This window comes from Pseudomonas glycinae, assembly GCF_001594225.2.
Lineage (GTDB): Bacteria > Pseudomonadota > Gammaproteobacteria > Pseudomonadales > Pseudomonadaceae > Aquipseudomonas > Aquipseudomonas glycinae.
Genome location: NZ_CP014205.2, coordinates 5,215,958 through 5,235,137 on the forward strand (window position 1 = coordinate 5,215,958; position 19,180 = coordinate 5,235,137).

Sequence of the window (19,180 nt, forward strand, 5' to 3'; positions counted from 1 at the left end):
ACAATCATGAAACGCCAAGTCATCCTCAGCATTGCCCTCTCGGTTCTGGCTTTCAACGCATTTGCCGCCAAACCGGCCCACACCATGATCGCCGAAGGCGGTTCGGATCGTCTGATCGAACAGCGCGTTGCCGAAGGTGGCTCGGATCGTCTGATCTAATGTCTGCGTATCCGAAGTTATTACGCCTCAATTTGCGACGTATCGATTCCGCGCAGTACATCAACCGGCTCAACGCCCGGGACTACGACATGATCGTCACCAGTTTCCCGCGCAGCGGCGATCCGATCGTCTCGCCGGGCCGCGAGTTGTACAGCCTGTATGCCTCGCAGAGCGCGACCCAGGTCGGCAGCTCCAAGATGAGATCTCACTGGAACCTTGAGTTCCCTGAAGGGCCGTCGAAGACTACGACGTTGATAGGTTGGGTGTGTAAGCGCTGTGAGGCGTTGAGCTAACCAATACTAATTGCCCGTGAGGCTTGACCATATAACACCCAAGCAATCTGTAGACTCGAAAGAGACCAGATTGCGGTGTGTGAAGACGCAATGAACCGAAAGTTCGACGCTCACAAGACACCGACAGCTGTCACATATCCAATTTGCTGAAGCGAGGCCATCTGGTCGCGAGTCAGTACCCGAATTTCTTGACGACCATAGAGCGTTGGAACCACCTGATCCCATCCCGAACTCAGAAGTGAAACGATGCATCGCCGATGGTAGTGTGGGGTTTCCCCATGTGAGAGTAGGTCATCGTCAAGATTGAATTCCGAAACCCCAATTGCGAAAGCAGTTGGGGTTTTGTTTTAGTAGAAGTCACCGATTTTTGCCGGAACGTTACTGCGGTAACGGGCTGGTCACAGAATTTCTTGACGACCATAGAGCGTTGGAACCACCTGATCCCATCCCGAACTCAGAAGTGAAACGATGCATCGCCGATGGTAGTGTGGGGTTTCCCCATGTGAGAGTAGGTCATCGTCAAGATTGAATTCCGAAACCCCTGTCTGCTAACGCAGACAGGGGTTTTGTCGTTTCAAGGGACACCGGAAATCTGTCTTCAAACCGCTCTGCGTGCCTTGCTGCTCTGACGAGCCTGCCACTTGCGCCACCAGATGTAGACGCCAGTCCCCGACAATCCCGCAATCAGAACACCCAACATCGCGATCATCACTTGTCCGGTGAAGCCTATGATCCGCCCCCCATGTATCGGCAACTGCAACCGATAAAACAGCTCTCCCAACGTCCCTTCTCCTGCAATCTCCTGCCCCAATAATCGTCCGTCCGTACCGTGGAAGAACAACCAGGATTTGCCGTGGGCCTCCGTGTCATGCTGTCCGAACCCCGCACCGTAGAAGTTATACTCAAAGCTGTAATACAACTCGCCGATCGCTGCTGTCAGCCCCAACCTTTTTCCCTCCTGCTGTGCTCTTTCGTACGCCTGTTGATAACTCAATCGGGTGATCCCCAGCTCTTCGGCAGGCATTCGCCCTCGGGCTTCATACACGCTCGGTTCAATCGGGGAAAACAACGACACCACCGGTTTGAAAACCTGGCTCGGCAGGTTCATCGCCACGCTGCTGACGGCGATCGGCAGCAATAACAACCACAGCCACAAACCCCCTGCCCGATGCAGATCGAAGTTGAGTCGATAGGTATGCCCGCCCTTGATCTTCCAGGCGCTCCACCACTTCTTCCAGAACGGTTTACCCCGCGGCAACGTCAGCCAGAGGGCGATGAAGCAATCGATTACCCAGGCGATGGCCACCAACCCCATCAACAGCAAACCCCAGTTACCGGGCAGTGTCAGGTTGTAGTGAAACTCAAGAATGAACGGGACGAAATTCTCACGCTGGAAACAGCACTCGCCCCAGTAACGCTGGCCTTTCTGTTCGCCACTGACCGGGTCGAGGTAGAACACCTGATTGCGTTCTTTAAACGGTTCGCCCGTCGCCGGATCTTTACGTGGAACCGTCGCAAGCATTGCCGTGTGGCCTTCCTCGTTCGGGTATTCCATGTACCAGACTTGCAACTTCGGATGTACCGATTGCACCGTATCGACCAGCTCACCGGGCGGTAGAAGTTCTCCCTCGGCCGACGCCGCGTAAAACTCCGGATTCAACCACTCATCCAGCTCATGATTGAACGCCAGAATGCTCCCGGTGATCCCGGCCAGCAGCAGAAAAACCGCCGTGGCCAACCCGATATACCGGTGCAACAAAACCAGAAACGAACGCATGGAAACTTTCCCCTCAGATACGACAAAGCCAGCCCCTGATTTCAGGGGCTGGCTTTTTTATGCACAAGACAAAGGCTTAGAACTGGTAACTGACCGTAGCGGCGACGTTGCGCTCTTCGCCCATGTAGCAGAAGTCCAGACTGGCGCAGGAGGCCACGTAGGATTCGTTGGTCAGATTGTTCGCATTCAGGCGTACGTCGACACCCTTCAGACCGACCTTGCCGAGGTCATAACCGATCGATGCGTCGAACAATGTGTAGGACGGCACCTTCATGGTGTTCTCTGCATCCGCCCAGCTATAGCCGACATAACGCACACCACCGCCCAGTCGCAGACCATCGAGTGCCGCGCTGTCGAATTTGTAGTCGGCCCACAGCGATGCCATGTGCCGCGGTGCCTGGGTTGGCGAGTTGCCTTTGTTCTCGATCACATTGGTCGGTGTGCTCAAGGTGCTGGTCATCGACTTCGAGTATTCAATGTCGGTGAAGGTGTAGCTGCCGAGGACTTTCAGGTTGTCGGTCAACTGCATGTGCGCTTCCAGTTCCAGACCCTGAGAACGGACAGCGCCTACAGCGCGATAGAAGTTTTCCTGCGGCAGTTTGGTCGCCAGGTTCTCCTGATCAATGTGGAACAAGGAGGCGGTGAACAGATTCTCGGTACCCGGCGGCTGATACTTCAGGCCTGCTTCCCACTGTGTACCGTCAGTCGGTGCGAGAGGATTGCCGGCGCTGTCCGCGTAGGAATTCGGATTGAACGACTCGGAATAGCTGACGTACGGCGCGAGGCCGTTATCGAACAGATACAGTGCGCCGGCGCGACCGGTGAGCTTGGTGCGTCGATCGTTGATCTCGGTGCCGACCGGACGGCCCGCTTCGGCGATACGGTTTTCATCGGAGGTTTCCACCCAGTCCTGGCGCAGCCCCAGCGAGAAGCGCCACTTGTCCATCTCGATCAGGTCTTGCAGGTAAACGCCGGTCTGCTCCAGGCGCCGCAGATAGCTGGTCTCGCCGTATGGCGTAATAGCCGAATTGCCATACACCGGGTTGAACGCATTGATCGGCGCCAGGCCGCCACTGGTCCAGTCGACCACGGTTTTGCGTCGCTGGTAATCCGCCCCCATCAGCACAGTGTGCTTGGTCACGCCGGTGAAAAATTCCGCCTGGAGCATGTTGTCGACGATGAACGCGTGCAGGCGCTCGTCACCGCCGGTGTAGTAGCGATTCAGTTCGTTGCTGGTCGGCGACGTCCAGCCATAGGCATAAACCTGATCCATGTTCACTTTGGAGTCGAGGTAGCGGAAATTCTGCCGCGCGGTGAAGACGTCGTTGAAGCGGTGTTCGAACTGGTAACCGAACGACTGCTGATCACGGGAGTAGCCATCGATGCCCGGCTCGCCTTCGAAGAAGTGCGGCGAGATGCGATTGCCGTTGCGCTGATGAATCGTGCCGTCGGCCGGCACGCCACCGTGGTAGCCGCCATCCGGGTCATGCTGCAGATACGCTTGCAGCGTCAGCGAGGTGTCTTCGCTGAAATCGATGCTGACGGTCGGTGCGAGGGCGAAGCGCTTTTCCTTGTTGTGGTCGAATTGCGTGTCGGACTGATCCGTCAAACCGATCAGACGATAGGCGATGCGCTTGTCGTCATCGACCGGTCCGCTGAAGTCAAAACCGACACCACGTTGGCCCTGAGTACCCACCGTGGCTTGTACCTGGTGATAGGCTTCGTACAGCGGCTTCTTGCTGGTCAGCGCCACCAGACCGCCCGGCGAGCTACGGCCGTAGAGTACCGACGACGGGCCCTTCAGAATATCAACGCGTTCGAGGAAATACGGATCGACCTGCATCGTGCTGTAGGTGCCGCTGTCGCCCATCGACTTGAGGCCGTCGAGGTAAATGTTATCCACCGAACCGTCGTTGAAGCCGCGCATTGCCACGTAGTCGTAACGGTGCGTGGCTCCGTAAGGGTTGGTCAGTACGCCGGGGGTATAACGCATGGTCTGGGACACGGTTTGCGAGCCTTGGTCATCCATTTGCTCGCGGGTGACCACGGACACACTTTGTGAGGTTTCCAGCAACGCGGTACTGGTCTTGGTGGCGATCTGGCTGTGCGTCGCGTTGTAGCCATCCATGCTGCCCAGCGCGTTGCCGAGGGCGAAGCCTTTGATGTCGGTGGTCGGCAGGGCCAGCGCTTCGGTTTCCGCGACGGTGCGCAACACATAGCTGCTGCCGTCCTGGCTGACCGCCTCCAGACCCGAACCGCCGAGCAGATGTCTCAGCGCCTGATCGGTCGAATACTCGCCCTGCACGCCGGGTGATTGTCGGCCTTGAGTCTGCTGTGGGGTCATCGACAAGGTGATGCCCGCCTCACGCGCGAACTGGTTCAGCGCCTCGCCCAATGGCCCGGCGGCGATGTTGTAGCGGTGGCTGCTGACCTCGCTGGCATTGGCCGCCATGCTCAGGCTCGGCAACACGCCAACGCCCAGTGCAGTAGAAAACAGCGCCGCCCGAACGGCGTGGCGCAACAGGCCGGATTCGGCAGAGAAATTCAGAGGGTTCTTACAGGTAACGCGCGCAGTCATTGTAGGTTTCCGTAGGCAGTCGCGAAGGCTGAGTTGAAGTGCTTACTGACTAAGCCGGACTTGCCACGAAAACCCGCCAAAATAATTTCAGGCCACAGACTCCAGCGTCACCCACCAACGAGTGCGGTAGCGCAATTGCACCGGCAGGGTCTGGGGCAGAATCGCCAGCAGCTTGTCGGTGTTCTCAAGACGGAACACACCGGAGAGGCGCAGATCCGCAATGTCCGACGCACAGCTCAGAAACCCCTGACGATACCGGCCGACTTCGCTGAGGAAGTCGCCCAGCCGCATGTTGCGGGTCACGATCAGACCGTCGACCCAGGCACCGGCGTCCATGTCCAACGGTGGCGCCGGGCGAACTTGATGGTGATCGATCAGATAGCTCTGACCGGCGATGGCCTCTGTCGAGTTGCCGGCGGAGTGAATCGCGACCCGGCCACTGGTGACGCTCAGGCGCGTGCATCCATCTTCCTGGCGCAGAATGAATCGCGCCTTGAACGGCTCGTAACTGCCATGACGACTCTGCACCCGCAGCGGTCGCTCAATCGGCGCACCTTCATCGGCACCGCCACAGGTGACGATGATTTCGCCACGGGTCAGCCTGATCAGCCGTTGTTGCGCGGTGTAATCGAGATCCACGCTGCTGGCGGTGTTGAGTTCGATCCGCGTGCCGTCCGGCAACTGGAAGCCACGGCGTTCGCCGGTGGCGGTGGCGTAGTCGGCGCTCCACTGTTGCCAGGCGGACGTGTCTTTGGCCAGCCATCCCGCCGAGCCCATCAACAGCGCGCCGGACAATAGCTTCAAGGCCTGACGTCGCCCCAGCCCCTGCGCACTGTTTTCCAGCGTGTTGAATGCCACCTGCGCACCGGGCACGGCGCGCAGATTGTGAGTCAGTTCAGCTTGCAGAGACTGCACCCGTTGCCATGCCAGTTCGTGATCATGGTGCTCGGCGCGCCATTGTTCGCACTGGCGATTCAGGCGCGGGTTGCCGTTGTTATTACGCAGGCGCAGGAGCCAGTGAATGGCCTGTCGGACGACTTGCTGCGGTGGCTCGGCGCGTCGGCCAAGCGAGAGGTTATCCACCGGCATCAGTTTTCGTACCGCAGCACGTAGCAGTGATACAGCGCATCGGCGACGTAGCGTTCCACCGAGCGCAAGGACAGGCCCATCTGCGCGGCAATTTGCTTGTGGGTCAAACCTTCGCACTGCGCCAGCAGAAATGCCTGACGCACTTTCGGCTTCAAGCCTTCAAGCATGCGGGCAATGCCTTCGAGCAGTTCGATCACCAATGCGCGGGATTCAGCACTCGGGGTTTCGGCTTCAGGTAAATGGGCGATGGTTTCCAGATAGGCGCGTTCAATTTCTTCACGGCGCCAATGATCGATCACCAAACCCCGAGCAATCGTGCGCAAGAATGCGCGAGGTGCCTTGAGTTCCAGACGCTCGGTGCGCTGCAGCAGGCGCACGAAGGTGTCCTGAGCCAGATCCGCCGCATCGGCGGCATTGCCCAGCCGCGCGCGCAGCCAGCCGTTGAGCCAACCGTGATGACTACTGTAAAGCGCCTGTACTGCAAACTCAGGTGAGGACATGAATGCGACAGCCCGAACGTCACAAATGATAATTAGTCGCATTGTCATCAAGGGTTACAGAATTTGCAACCGGCGCTGCAAAACAGTCATCAAAAATTGACAGGCGAACGCTCTGGCACGCCGTTCGGCGGGAATCTGGCAGAAATGTCGTCCATTTCCCACAAAGCCCTAAGTTTTCTCCTAAGCGTGCCGACAGACTGGTGAGACATGCGTGCACCAAAGTAGAGCAGTCGTCAGAACGCTGCCTGCGCTGTACATGGAATGTTGCATCCGGAACGCATCCCCACTTTTCGCATAAGAAGTCCCATGAAATGAATCTCAAGTTCAGCCATAAAATCCTGCTGGCCGCCTCGGGCGTTGTGGTCCTGGCGTTCGCGCTGTTCACTTTGTACAACGACTATCTGCAGCGAAATACGATTCGCCAGAACCTCCAGTCCTCCGTCCAACAGGCCGGCGACCTGACCGCGAGCAGTGTGCAGAACTGGATGAGCGGGCGAATTCTGGTACTGGAAAACCTCGCACAAAACGTCGCTCATCAAGGCAAGAACGCCGACTTCCCGGGCCTGGTCGATCAACCGGCCTTCACCTCGAACTTCCAGTTCACCTACGTCGGCCAGGCCAACGGTGTGTTCACCCAGCGCCCTGACGCGAAGATGCCGGATGGCTACGACCCGCGTCAGCGCCCGTGGTACAAGCAGGCCGTGGCCGCTGACCAGACCATGCTGACCCCGCCATACATGGCTGCCGTTGGCGGTCTGGTGGTGACCATCGCCATGCCGGTGAAAAAGAACGACGAACTGCTCGGCGTAGTGGGCGGTGACCTGAGCCTGGAAACCCTGGTAAAGATCATCAACTCGGTGGACTTCGGTGGCCTGGGCCACGCGTTCCTGGTCAGCGGTGACGGTCAGGTAATCGTCAGCCCGGACAAAGACCAGGTGATGAAGAACCTCAAGGACATCTACCCGAACGCCGGTGTGCGCATCGAGAAGGGCAATCAAAACGTGGTGCTCAACGGCCAGGAACGCATCCTGTCGTTCACCCCGGTTGCCGGTCTGCCGAATGCCGAGTGGTACATCGGTCTGTCGATCGACCGCGACAAGGCCTACGCCGCACTCAGCCAGTTCCGTACCTCGGCAGTGATTGCGATGTTCGTCGCGGTGGGCGCGATTGCGGTGTTCCTGAGCCTGCTGATCACCGTGCTGATGCGTCCGCTGATCACCATGGGCCGCGCGATGCAGGACATCGCCCAGGGTGAAGGTGACCTGACCCGTCGTCTGGTAGTGGAAAGCAAGGACGAGTTCGGCGAGCTGGGCAGTTCGTTCAACCAGTTCGTGGAGCGGATTCACGCTTCGATTTCCGAAGTGTCTTCCGCGACTCGCCACGTACACGACCTGTCGCAACGGGTGATGGCATCGTCCAACGCCTCGATCATCGGCTCCGACGAGCAAAGCGCACGCACCAACAGCGTGGCTGCGGCGATCAATCAACTGGGTGCCGCCACTCAGGAAATCGCCCGCAACGCCGCCGATGCTTCGCAACACGCCAGCGGCGCGAGCGAGCAGGCCGATGACGGTCGTCAGGTGGTCGAGCAGACGATTCAGGCCATGACCGAGCTGTCGCAGAAGATCAGCCTGTCGTGCACCCAGATCGAAACCCTGAATGCCAGCACCGACAACATCGGCCACATTCTCGACGTGATCAAAGGCATCTCCCAACAGACCAACCTGCTGGCGCTCAACGCAGCCATCGAAGCGGCCCGTGCCGGTGAAGCCGGACGCGGTTTTGCGGTGGTGGCGGACGAGGTGCGTAACCTCGCTCACCGTACTCAGGAATCGGCGGAAGAGATCCACAAGATGATCACTTCGCTGCAGGTCGGCTCCCGCGAAGCGGTGACCACCATGAACGCCAGTCAGGCGTCCAGCGAGGAAACCGTTGAAGTGGCGAACCAGGCCGGTCTGCGACTGGTCAGCGTGACCCAGCGCATCGGCGAAATCGATGGCATGAACCAGTCGGTGGCCGCCGCTACCGAAGAGCAGACCGCCGTGGTGGAAACCCTCAACGTCGACGTCAATCAGATCAACCTGCTGAACCAGCAGAGCGTGGCCAACCTCAATGAAACGTTGAAGGATTGCGATGCGTTGTCGCAGCAGGCCAACCGTTTGAAACAGCTGGTCGACAGCTTCAAGATCTGACACCAAGTCAGACCGCGTTATCGTTCATCGCGGGCAAGCCCGCTCACACAGGATTTCTGGCGCACACAACATTTGTGACCGACCGGGAACCTGTGGGAGCTGGCTTGCCAGCGATAGCGGTGGCTCAATCACCGCAGAACTGAAGCCTTACACAAACAGCTTCAGCACATTGCCCATCGCATCATCGGCAAAGCCCTGCACGAAATCCTTGAACCCCGGCAGTGCCTCGGGCCCACCGCTTGCTGGCTCGGCAATGATCGTCCAGGTCGCCCGCGACTTGCCCGCGCCCAGCGATTCCACATTCATCGCCGCCCACAGATTGGCCACGCCCAGCGTGTTGTAGATCGTGGTCCAGGTCATGCTCAGCGCCTGGTCATCCCGGGAGTTGAGTTGCTCGACCACGACGTTGCCATCCTTGAAGAACTTCTTGCGCAGCGAAGACACGCCTTCGCCGGTCATTTCGATGTGCGACAGGGCCGGAATGAAACGGTCGAAACCGTCGAACTTGCCCACTACCGACCACACCTCATTGGCGTCCACCGGTACTTCCACCGAAGACACGACGTGGCAGCCGTGAGGGTTTTTGATCAGGGTGTCGGGTTGAAGATTGCTCATGGTGTTGCTCCTTGGTTGATGAGTCAGATGAAGTTGATTTCTTTCAGGTAGTCGCAGCCGCGACGCAGCAGCGCCGGGGATTTTTCCGGGTAGTGCGCGCCCATCTGCTGCACGCCGGCCTGGGCGTTGGCGTGGCCGATCAGGGAGATGTCGCCGATGTCTTCCTCAAAGCCGTTGAGGTAGAAACCGAGCACACCGAACAGCGCGTTGTCGGCATCGACCCGGCCCAGTTGCTGTTGCCAGTCGGCGACGCTGACCAGCGAAAACTCGCTGCCGGTTTCGCGGAACGACGCGACGTAGGCATCCCAGCTCAGAGGCTCCGGGTTATGCAGGTTGAACACCGCCCGTTCGGCCGAGTAACGGCTGGCGTGAAAGGCGATGAAGCGGGCGAGGAAGTCCACCGGCATCAGGTCGAAATTCAGCGCGAAGGCCGGCACCTGACCGAGCTGGATCGAGCCCTTGAGCATCAGCATCAAACGGTTCTTGTGCGGCTGGCAGACGCCGCTGAGGCTGTTGAAACTGATGTTGCCGGGCCGGTACAGATTGACCCGCACCCCACGCTCCCGGGCCCGTTCGAGGATGCGTTCGCCGACCCATTTCGACAGGTTGTAGCCGTTGCGGATGTAGATCGGCGGCGTCGGTGCGGCGGGTAGTTCCAGCACCCGGCCTGCGTCGTCGACGGTGCTGGAGGCCGACAGCGTCGAGACGAAATTGAACACCTTCTTGCTGCGCCCTTCGCACAGCCGCAGCAGTTCGAAAATCGGCTCGACGTTGTCCGCCGCCAACGACTCGTAATCGAGCACGTGATTGACGTTGGCAGCGTTGTGCACCAGCGCGCCGAACTCGCGATCCAGTCGCTCGAAATCGTCATCGGCCAAGCCCAGTTGCGGCCGGCTGATGTCCGCCGAATAGACCCGCACCCGGCTCAAATCCAGATGCTCCAGCCGGTTCTCTCGCAGCGCTTGGGCAAAGCGCTGCGCCGCGGTTTGCCCGCCGCCGTCGCGCACCAGACATGCCACTTCGCTGGCGCCCCATCCCAGCAGCGCCTCGATGATGTGCACGCCGACAAAACTGTTGGCGCCGGTGACGATCACCTTGTGCACATCGCCCATGCGGCTGATCGGCAATGGCTCGATGTCCAGCGCTCGCTCGGCGTCGGCCATCGCCTGGGCGCTGAGCACCGCGCTGTCATCGGTGCCGCGCACCAGGGTGGCGAGCTTGGTGATGGTCGGCAGTTCGATGAAGCGGTTGATCGAAATGCTGCGACCGAATTCCTCCCGCAGACGCAGGAGCATGCGCGACAGCAGAATCGAGTGCCCGCCGAGATTGAAGAAGCTTTCGTCGGTGGAAATGTCGCTGGCCGGCAACTCCAGCAACTCACCCCAGATCTCCAGCAGCAGCGCTTCGTCGGCGTTGGCCGGCAGGCATTTGGGGCCGCTGTCCTGCACGCTGATCGGCAGCTCCAGCAAGGCCTTGCGGTCGACTTTGCCATTGGCGGCGAACGGCATGTTCGGCAGTTCCGTCCATGCCACCGGTTGCATGTAGTCGGGTAAAAACTGCTGCGCGTGAGCTTTCAAAGACTCCCGCGCGGCATCCGATTGCGGCTGGGCAAGGAACGCCAGAATTCGCCGCTGACTGTCGATCACCACGGCGATTTGCCGATACAGCTGACTCTCGCGCAGGCACCGCTCGATCTCTTCCGGCTCGACTCGGAAACCGCGGATCTTCACCTGATTGTCGCGGCGCCCGCACAGCTCGATGCCGTCTTCGCCCCACTTGGCCATGTCGCCGCTGCGGTAGGCGCGCAGACGCTGGCCGTCCGGCAGCTCCAGGTGCAGATAGCGCTCCGCCGTCTGCTGCGGATTGTTCAGGTAACCCAGGCACACGCCCGGGCCGACGATGAACAATTCGCCCACCGTTTGCTCCGGCACCGGTTGCAGATCGTCATCGAGGATCAGCACCTGACTGTTGGCAATCGGCCCGCCGAGGGTGCGATTGCCGTCGCCCGGTTGCAGTTGCCGCGCGGTGATCAGCACCGTGGCTTCGGTCGGGCCGTAGAGGTTGTGCAGCTTGCCTTGGCGCGTCAGTTGCTCGATCACGAACGGCTCGCAGACGTCGCCGCCAGTCATGATTTGCCCGACGCTTTGCAGTTGTTCCAACGACAGGATGCTCAACAGCGCCGGCGGCAGGAACGCGTGGGTCAGTTGCCGACGGCGAATCAGCGCCACCAGTTGCAGCGGATCGCGGCGCTGGTTGTCGTCGGGCACCACCAGTTCCGCGCCTTCGAGCAAGGTCGGGAAAATGTCGATCAGCGACGAGTCAAAACTCAGCGACGAGAACTGCAGCACCCGGCTCTCGGCCCGCAGCTGCACATAGTCGGCGTACCACGCGGTGAAGTGGGCCAGGTTCGCCTGACTCAGCAGCACACCCTTCGGGTGCCCGGTAGTGCCCGAGGTGTAGAGCGCCATGCACGGCGCGTCGAGTCTGGGCCGGCGAAGCATCAACGGTTGCGATAGATCGGCGTCAGTACGGTCGATGCGGCAGACATCCAGCCCCGGCATCGAACCGCTCAGCGGGTGTTCGCCGTCGTGCAGCAACAATACAGCCCCGGCGTTTTCCAGAATGTACTGCTGGCGCTGAAGCGGATGGCTCGGTTCCAGCGGCAAATACACCGCGCCGCTGCCGAGAATTGCCACGATCGAAGCAAACAGCGCATCGCATTTCGGCAGGCAAATCCCCACCACCCACGGTTGTGGTTGTGTTTCCAGCATTGCCAGCAAGCGTTGCTGGATTGCACGGCTGTGATCATGCAACTGGCGGTAGCTGATCGACTGCTCGGCGAGGTGCAGCGCCGGGCGTTCAGCGTGCTCGATCAGACTCTGTTGCAGCCGCTCGATCACCGGGATCTGCGCCTGTTGCAACAAGCCCGGATTGGCCGTGGCATTAAGGCGATGGACGTAAGCCAGGCCGTCGAGAAACAGCAGGTTTTCCACCTGCTCGAAGTCCGGCGCACGGGCCGCTGTCGCGTGCTGGAAATACTCGGCATCGCGGGAAAAACGACTGACCAGCAGCGCCACTTCGTCCACCACCTGCGCCAGTGTTCGCTGGCGCAGGGCCTGACCGTTACCGGACGGTTCGTCGGCGATGGGCACGCGGCTCAGCAGTGTCGTGTTGCACAGGCACAGCAGATCAAGCACCGGCAAACCGCCGACGCCCGTTGCGCCGATACCCAGACGCAAGTTCAGGTGCGGTGTCGGGCCGTGATCCTGCGGCGCAAGACTGCCGTCATCGATCACCAGGTCCACCGACATAGCAATCTCTGTCAGCAATGAATGACCGTGTTGTTCCAGCTCCTGCGCCAGGTCGGTCAAGGCCTGGCTGCGGCCCCTCAGCAAAATGTCGAGACGTCTCATGTCAGCCTCCTTGTCAAACCAGGTAATCGCGCAGGGCGTGCTGCACGCACGGTGTGTCGAGCAGCGAACTGTTGTGAAAAAACCGCACGATGTTGCCCACCAGCGGGTGGTGGCGATTGATCGGGAAGGCCAGCCCGGCCATCTCGTCTTTCAGTGCGCAGCGGGTTGCGTCGTTGACCGGCAGGGCGTCGATCAGGCGCAGGTCGAAAGACTTCTGGATGTCGTTGGTCAGGTAATGGCCGATGAACACCGGCAGGATCTGCGCGATGCATTCGCGATCCGCATCGTTCGCGGTGTGCCAGTAGATGCGCACCATCCGCGCCCAGAAACTCGAGTGCCGTCCCTCATCGAGCAAGTGATCAGCCATCAAGCCCTTGATCGACGGCTTGACCGTGTCGTCCCGGGCGAACGCCGCGACGTCGCCAGTCACGGTGTTCTCGGCGATGGCCACGCAGATCAGTTCCACGGCGCTGCGCAGGTGTGGCGGAGCCAGTTCGACGGCTGCCGGAATCGCCCGGCTCAGTTCGATTTCATTCGGCAACTCGATCGGTTCGATGCCGGTCATGGCCACCGTCTGTTGCATGAAATCCATCGCCACCAGCGCGTGGTAATCCTCGTCCACGACCACGGTCATGGCGTCGTAACGACAGGCGAACGGGAAGGTAACGGCGAAGCGGTTCTTGGCGATGCTGCGGGCGGTTTTGTCGACGATTTCGGTCTCGAAAATCACCACGTCGTTGATGAATTTGTACAGCGTCTGCACGAGGGCGAAATCACGCTGCTGCGGGCATTCGCGCAGGAAGGTTTCGCTGAGCACCAACGGCTGGCGGCTGAGCGGATAGATCAGCCGCGCATCGTCCTCCAGCACGCGGCGCGGCCGGGTGCGGATGGTCGCGCGGCTTTCCCAGGCATCGGCGAAAGACTGATAGTCGGCGGCATTCATTGGGCCACCTCCGCCAGCGGTTCGCGCATGCTCAGGCGCAAGCCGTCCCACAGGGCGATGCGGCTTTCCACGGCGGCGATGGCGCTGGCGTAGACCTCGACTTCGCGCTGCGGATCGCCGTCCACCAGTCGGTCCAGCAGTTGCTCTGCGGCAGGGCCGTGGTCTTCGGAGTCGACTTCGATGTGTCGCTCCAGGTAGTAGCGGAAGGTCGGCGCCTGTTCGACGCCGATGCCCCAGGCATCGAGCATGCGCTGGAACATGGTCGGGATCACGCTCTCGCGACCGTGCAGGAAGGCGGCAGCCACGCTGTGCCCCGGCGCATGCAGCGCGGTGTGCAACGTGTCACGGACGAACCGCGCCGCCGCCGGATCGACCTCGACGCTTTGCAGGGCGACGTCGTAACTCACGCCTTCCTGTTGCAGCGTCACGAAGCGCTCCACCGCCGTCGTGTCCGCACCGACTTCGCGCATCGCATCGAGGTACAGTTCGAAGTGACTGTAATGCCCGTGTGACAGCCGATCGTCAGATTCTTCCCCGAGCACGATTTCGTTGATCAGTCGTGCGGCGTGCGGGTCCCGTGGTGGCAACCACGGCAGACGGGTGCAGGTCAGTTCCTGCTGCAGACGCTTGGTCAGTGACATGAAGTCCCAGACGGCAAATACATGGGACTCCATGAACCGGCGCAATGTCGCCAGTGAATCGATTTCAGAGAAGATTGGATGAACGCTAAGTTCGGATTTTTTGAGTGTAAGTTGCTCTTTGGTTGGCATGGTTGCGAGACTCTGGCTAATAGGGAAATAGGGATTTCTCAACCATTTGCTAACTACGGTGAACAAGTTTCTCCAGGCGAACGACAGCCTCATTCGGATTCGATGAAAACAGGCAATGTCTGAAGGGCCCGGGACAGCGGAGGACGGTAAAAGCCGTCACAAACGAGGCCGTACTGCAAGGTTGTGCCGGGTTGGTGATTTCGGATCCAAACTCGACGAAGAAAAACTAATACATCGCAAAACAACTTAACAAGTTTATTTTTAATTATTTTTAGTTGGCTGTTTTTGAAGTATGAGTGGGGCTGATAAAACTTATAAGTTAAGTTTTATTTGGGCGTAGTTGCTCCTTTCGGCGTTTAATGGCCAAAATTGAACGACAAGAGTGAATGCCTCACTCGAAGCAACTTTCAAGTTAAGTAATCGAATTGATATGAGGGGATGAAGTCGGGCTGTAAGAACGCCGTTTCTTCCTGTTCCCGTGACAAGGCTCCTTCCGTAGGTTCCTGGTGCGGGGACTGCTGCCGGGGCGGCGCGTCCCCGTTCTATATTGGGTTGGCGATTCAAGGGTGCGCGTAAATCGGCGCCGCGGCTATCGTCGAAAATGACTTCCTTGCGGTGCAAATTCCGGGCTGTTCAAAGCAGAAGGGAGGTTAGAGCGCAGGCGTCGATGTGCCACGGCAAATGACCGCGAGCGGAGGGGGGATTTGTAAGCGGGTTATTCGCCGGGTGAGTGGAGGCTCACCCGGGAGGGAGGATTCAGTGCGCCGCTTTGCGGCTTTGGCCGGCGGAGCTGGTGAGGTAACGGGTGATGACCTCGACACCGCGGTTGAGGTGCTGCTCCAGCAGTGTCACGGCGTGCGCGGTGTCACGCTCTTTCACGGCCTGCAACAACGCGCGGTGATCGTCCTGGGAAATTTTGCCCAGGCCCATGGCCTCGAGGTTGAAGCGCAGGAAGCGCTCTTCTTCGTTCAAGCCGTCTTCCACCAGTCGCAACAGCCGGCCATTGGGCGCCTTGCTGTAGAGCGCCATGTGAAACAGACGGTTGAGCCGACCGATTTCGGTGTAGTCGTGTTCGTTTTCCAGCTCTTCGATGAAGCTGGCGGCGCGTTCGTGGTCGGCCGGGGTCAGCAGCGGGATCGACTGGCGCAGCGCTTCGGACTCCAGCAGGATGCGCAGCTCGTAGGTTTCCGTTGCGTCACCCTGAATCAGCGGCGCCACCACGGCGCCTTTGTGGGCAGTGACGTTGAGCAGGCCCTGTGCCTCGAGTTGACGCAAGGCTTCGCGCACCGGCATGCGGCTGACACCGAACAGGTCGGCCAGATCCTGCTGGCGCACGGCGGTGCCGCAGGGCAGGCGCCCGTCGAGAATCGCGGCGCGCAGGGTTTCTTCAATGACCGAGCGCGCCAGATGCGCGGGAATCGGGCCGTCGACTTTGATGCTGTGGAGTGGCTTGGGCTTCTGGGTCACAACTGCACACCCTATGACTGCGGATTTGGATCCAAAGGACACTAGTGATTGCTCTACAGGTTGTCAAACCGTGTAGAAGAACCCTGTCACATCTGAAGTTTAGCGCGCCAGCGATGATCTCAGGATGCCATTGTTTTTTGCTGGGCTAACCTTCACCATCAAGCGCTTTCCTCTCTACCCTGGATGCCTTGCATTGGCGGTACGTTTCGCGATCCCACGGATTGCGCGCTGGCTTGCCGGCGCGCTGCTGCTGGCCGGCATCATGCTGGGCGGTCTGCATGCCGATTGGGATTTTTCCGCGATCAGCCGCAAAGCCACGGCGCTATACGGGCCGTTGGGCGCCGGGCAACAGCGGATCGACGCCTGGCAGAATCTGCTGGCTACGCAGAAGCAGGTCAGCGAGATGGAAAAGCTCAAGGTGGTGAACCTGTTTTTCAACAAACAGATGCGCTACGTCGAAGACATCGATCTGTGGCACGAGGTTGATTATTGGGAAACCCCCATCGAAGCCTTGTGGAAAGGCGCCGGTGACTGCGAAGACTATGCGATCGCCAAGTATTTCAGCCTGCGCCACCTCGGTGTGGCCAGTGACAAGTTGCGCATCACCTACGTAAAAGCGCTGCGCCAGAACCGCGCGCACATGGTCCTGACTTACTATTCCAGCCCTGACGCCATGCCGCTGGTGCTCGACAGCCTGATCGACCCGATCAAGCCGGCCGCCGAGCGGACCGATTTGCTGCCGGTCTACTCTTTCAATGCCGAAGGGCTGTACCTGCCGGGCGCCAAGGGCAACAAGAAGGTCGGTGACACCAAACGCCTGTCACGCTGGCAGGATGTGTTGAAGAAAATGCAGGCCGAAGGATTCCCGGTCGAGACGACTAACTAGGAGCACGCGCTCAGATGTCTTTGTTCAAACAGCTGTTGATCGCTATCTGTCTGTTCCTGGTGGTCGCCTTCACCGGCAGCTTCATGGTCAGTCTGGAGAGCTCGCGCACCCAGTACGTCAACCAGTTGCGCTCCCACGCCCAGGATGCGGCCACGGCGCTGGCGCTGTCGTTGACGCCGAACATCGATGACCCGGCGATGGTCGAGCTGCTGGTCAGCTCAATCTTCGACAGCGGTTATTACTCGAGCATCCGCGTGGTCGACCTGAAGACCGACCAGACCATCGTCGAGCGCAACGGCATTCCGGCGGTCACCAACGTGCCCGACTGGTTCGTCAAGCTGATCGGCCTGGAGCCGGCCGGTGGCGATGCGCTGGTCAGCCGTGGCTGGGAGCAGGCGGCGCGGGTCGAGGTGGTCAGCCATCCGATGTTCGCCCTGGCCAAGCTCTGGCAGAGCGCACTCGGCAGCCTTGGCTGGCTGCTGGTCTGCGGCGCGGTGAGTGCGGTGCTGGGCGCGTTGTTGTTGCGTCGGCAATTGAAGCCGCTGGATTACATGGTCAAACAATCCCACGCCATCGCCCGCCGCGAATTCCTCAGCCTGCCGGACCTGCCGCGCACGCCTGAGTTGCGCCGCGTAGTGCTGGCGATGAACCAGATGGTCGAGAAGCTCAAGGCGCTTTTCCAGGAGCAGGCCGAACGCAGTGAAAAACTGCGCACCGAGTCCTATCAGGACAACCTCACGGGGTTGGCCAACCGGCGTTATTTCGAGATGCAACTGAATGCGCGGGTGAGCAATCCGGAGCAGGCCAGTTCCGGTTATCTGCTGCTGTTGCGGGTCAAGGATCTGGCTGGTCTGAACCAGCGCCTTGGTGGTCAGCGCACCGATGAATTGTTGAAAGCGGTCGGCGAGCAGCTGTCCCGCGAGTGCGCCAAATACCCGGAAACCCAGAACCTCGTCACCCGTATCCGTGGTGGTGAATTCGCCGTGCTGGCGCCGGGGCTGACCCGCGAAGAGGCGCTGCAACTGGCGCAGAATCTCGACAGCGCCCTGAGCAGCCTGCACGCGACAGGTGCCACCGACGTGGCCGCCGTGGCTTCTATCGGCCTGGCACCGTTCGCTCACGGCGATTCGCCGCAAGCGGTCCTCAGCCTCGGCGATCAGGCGCTGGCCCAGGCCGAAGGGCAGGGCGAGCAGAACTGGGCGTGCCTCGATCAGAGCCTGGTGGCAGACGTCGGTGACGATCACCACGCCTGGCATCGCTTGCTCGATCAGGCGCTGAACCAGCGGCGTTTCGAGCTGTTCTTCCAGCCGGTGGTGGCGGCGCAGGACACGCAACTGGTGCTGCATTACAAAGTGCTGTCGCGCTTGCTCGACGAGCAGGGCCAGACCATTCCCGCCGGGCGCTTCCTGCCGTGGCTGGAGCGCTTCGGCTGGACCGCGCGACTGGATCGGTTGATGCTCGAACGGGTGCTGGAGCAGATGGCCGGACATGAAGAATCGCTGGCGCTGAACCTGTCCTCGGCGACCCTGGCCGATCCGCAGGCATTGAACAAAGTGTTCGAGATTCTGCGGGCGCATTCCAACCTCGGTGCGCGCCTGACCCTGGAAATCGGCGAGGAACAATTGCCGGAGCAAGCAGTGCTGGAACAGTTGACCCGCCGCCTGCGCGAGCTTGGATTCTCCCTGAGCCTGCAGCGTTTCGGCGGGCGCTTCAGCATGATCGGCAACCTGGCGCGGCTGGGGCTGGCGTACCTGAAGATCGACGGCAGCTACATCCGGGCGATCGATCAGGAAAGCGACAAGCGCCTGTTCATCGAAGCGATCCAGCGTGCGGCGCACAGCATCGATCTGCCGTTGATTGCCGAGCGGGTCGAGACGGAAGGGGAATTGTCGGTGATTCGCGAGATGGGGTTGTATGGGGTTCAGGGGCAGCTGTTCGGTGAGCCCAAGCCCTGGAAATAATGCAGCGCCAAACTGATCGTTCCCACGCTCCGCGTGGGAATGCATAAAGGGACGCTCGGCGTTCCAGTCACACCGTCGGTGTCGCGTCAGACACCGATATGACGCGGAGCGTCACGGGCGGCATTCCCACGCAGAGCGTGGGAACGATCGACTGTAGGCAAATCAGATCAACCCGCCCTCATCCTCATCAATCAACTGGCTCAACCCGCCCAGCGCTTCCCGCGCCTGGGTCCGGTCCATCAACTTGGCCTGGGCCGCCGGAGGCAAGTCGGTGACGCGGATCACGCCTTTCTGGGTCAGTACCTGAATCAGGTCGTCGAGTACCCGGATCATTTCCAGGTCGCTCTGCTTGAGCTGTTTGAGGCTGTTCTCCACGGCCTCGTTGGCGTACCAGGCCTGGATTTCATGGTGGTCGGCCGGCAGTGTTTCCGTGGCCTCGGCGTAGGCCGCAGCTTCCACGCGAATCAACTGACCCTGCGCATCGCGTTGCACGTAAAACATTGAGCATCCCTCGGAAATGGACCAGCGTCATGCTGT

At 60.2% G+C, this 19,180-nt stretch carries 13 protein-coding genes, 2 rRNA genes, 1 pseudogene and 1 other annotated feature; of the genes and pseudogenes, 6 read left to right on the forward strand and 10 right to left on the reverse strand.

Annotated elements, in window-relative coordinates:
* Positions 1 to 6 precede the first annotated feature (6 nt).
* From AWU82_RS23930 to rrf (AWU82_RS23940), 3 genes and pseudogenes are all read left to right on the forward strand, one after another.
* Positions 7 to 156: pseudogene (locus tag AWU82_RS23930) on the forward strand (phage infection protein); the annotation flags it as partial.
* Positions 157 to 385: 229 nt separating this feature from the next.
* Positions 386 to 470: a sequence feature (23S ribosomal RNA rRNA prediction is too short), on the forward strand.
* A 169-nt stretch (positions 471 to 639) separates the two neighbouring features.
* A 5S ribosomal RNA gene (gene rrf / locus AWU82_RS23935) occupies positions 640 to 755 on the forward strand.
* A gap of 106 nt (positions 756 to 861) precedes the next feature.
* Positions 862 to 977, forward strand: a 5S ribosomal RNA gene (gene rrf / locus AWU82_RS23940).
* Positions 978 to 1,050: 73 nt separating this feature from the next.
* Here the strand turns inward: rrf (AWU82_RS23940) and AWU82_RS23945 are convergent.
* The 4 genes from AWU82_RS23945 to AWU82_RS23960 form a co-directional block, all read right to left on the reverse strand.
* Positions 1,051 to 2,229 (reverse strand): PepSY-associated TM helix domain-containing protein, encoded by a 1,179-nt coding sequence (locus tag AWU82_RS23945; protein WP_064382637.1) that lies wholly within the window; start codon positions 2,227 to 2,229, stop codon positions 1,051 to 1,053.
* Positions 2,230 to 2,305: 76 nt separating this feature from the next.
* Complete coding sequence (locus AWU82_RS23950; protein WP_064382638.1) at positions 2,306 to 4,807, reverse strand: TonB-dependent siderophore receptor; 2,502 nt, start codon at positions 4,805 to 4,807, stop codon at positions 2,306 to 2,308.
* Positions 4,808 to 4,894: 87 nt separating this feature from the next.
* Entirely contained in the window at positions 4,895 to 5,896 is a 1,002-nt protein-coding gene (locus AWU82_RS23955; RefSeq protein ID WP_064382639.1) for a FecR domain-containing protein, read from the reverse strand.
* Positions 5,896 to 6,396 carry a sigma-70 family RNA polymerase sigma factor gene (locus tag AWU82_RS23960; protein ID WP_064382640.1) on the reverse strand — a complete coding sequence of 167 codons (501 nt, stop codon included), beginning with the start codon at positions 6,394 to 6,396 and terminating at the stop codon, positions 5,896 to 5,898. The genes AWU82_RS23955 and AWU82_RS23960 overlap by 1 nt, the downstream gene beginning before the upstream one ends.
* Before the next feature lie 311 nt (positions 6,397 to 6,707).
* On the opposite strand from AWU82_RS23960, the gene AWU82_RS23965 reads away from it, so the two are divergent.
* Positions 6,708 to 8,588: a methyl-accepting chemotaxis protein gene (locus AWU82_RS23965; protein ID WP_064382641.1), complete on the forward strand. Its 1,881-nt coding sequence runs from the start codon at positions 6,708 to 6,710 to the stop codon at positions 8,586 to 8,588.
* Between the two features lie 147 nt (positions 8,589 to 8,735).
* Here the strand turns inward: AWU82_RS23965 and AWU82_RS23970 are convergent, their stop codons facing one another.
* The 5 genes from AWU82_RS23970 to AWU82_RS23990 all read right to left on the reverse strand — a co-directional run bounded on the left by AWU82_RS23970 (position 8,736) and on the right by AWU82_RS23990 (position 15,796).
* The gene (locus AWU82_RS23970) at positions 8,736 to 9,203 is read right to left on the reverse strand and encodes an SRPBCC family protein (RefSeq protein WP_064382642.1); all 468 of its coding nucleotides are present in this window, start codon (positions 9,201 to 9,203) and stop codon (positions 8,736 to 8,738) included.
* 23 nt (positions 9,204 to 9,226) lie between these two features.
* Complete coding sequence (locus AWU82_RS23975) at positions 9,227 to 12,616, reverse strand: non-ribosomal peptide synthetase (protein ID WP_064382643.1); 3,390 nt, start codon at positions 12,614 to 12,616, stop codon at positions 9,227 to 9,229.
* Positions 12,617 to 12,629: 13 nt separating this feature from the next.
* A complete protein-coding gene (locus tag AWU82_RS23980) occupies positions 12,630 to 13,559 on the reverse strand; it encodes a diiron oxygenase (protein WP_064382644.1) in 930 nt (309 codons plus the stop codon).
* On the reverse strand, positions 13,556 to 14,329 hold the full coding sequence (locus AWU82_RS23985) for a DUF3050 domain-containing protein (RefSeq protein ID WP_064382645.1): 774 nt from the start codon (positions 14,327 to 14,329) through the stop codon (positions 13,556 to 13,558). Before AWU82_RS23985 ends, AWU82_RS23980 begins: the two co-directional genes overlap by 4 nt.
* Before the next feature lie 756 nt (positions 14,330 to 15,085).
* Complete coding sequence (locus AWU82_RS23990) at positions 15,086 to 15,796, reverse strand: GntR family transcriptional regulator (protein ID WP_064382646.1); 711 nt, start codon at positions 15,794 to 15,796, stop codon at positions 15,086 to 15,088.
* A gap of 193 nt (positions 15,797 to 15,989) precedes the next feature.
* Here AWU82_RS23990 and lapG point away from each other — a divergent pair, with 193 nt between their 5' ends.
* Both lapG and lapD read left to right on the forward strand, forming a co-directional pair.
* Positions 15,990 to 16,682, forward strand: coding sequence for a cysteine protease LapG (gene lapG / locus AWU82_RS23995; protein ID WP_064382647.1), 693 nt, complete (start codon positions 15,990 to 15,992; stop codon positions 16,680 to 16,682).
* Between the two features lie 14 nt (positions 16,683 to 16,696).
* Entirely contained in the window at positions 16,697 to 18,643 is a 1,947-nt protein-coding gene (lapD, locus tag AWU82_RS24000; RefSeq protein ID WP_064382648.1) for a cyclic di-GMP receptor LapD, read from the forward strand.
* Between the two features lie 162 nt (positions 18,644 to 18,805).
* On the opposite strand, the gene AWU82_RS24005 is transcribed toward lapD, so the two are convergent.
* On the reverse strand, positions 18,806 to 19,144 hold the full coding sequence (locus AWU82_RS24005) for a hypothetical protein (RefSeq protein ID WP_039773037.1): 339 nt from the start codon (positions 19,142 to 19,144) through the stop codon (positions 18,806 to 18,808).
* Between the last annotated feature and the right edge of the window lie 36 nt (positions 19,145 to 19,180).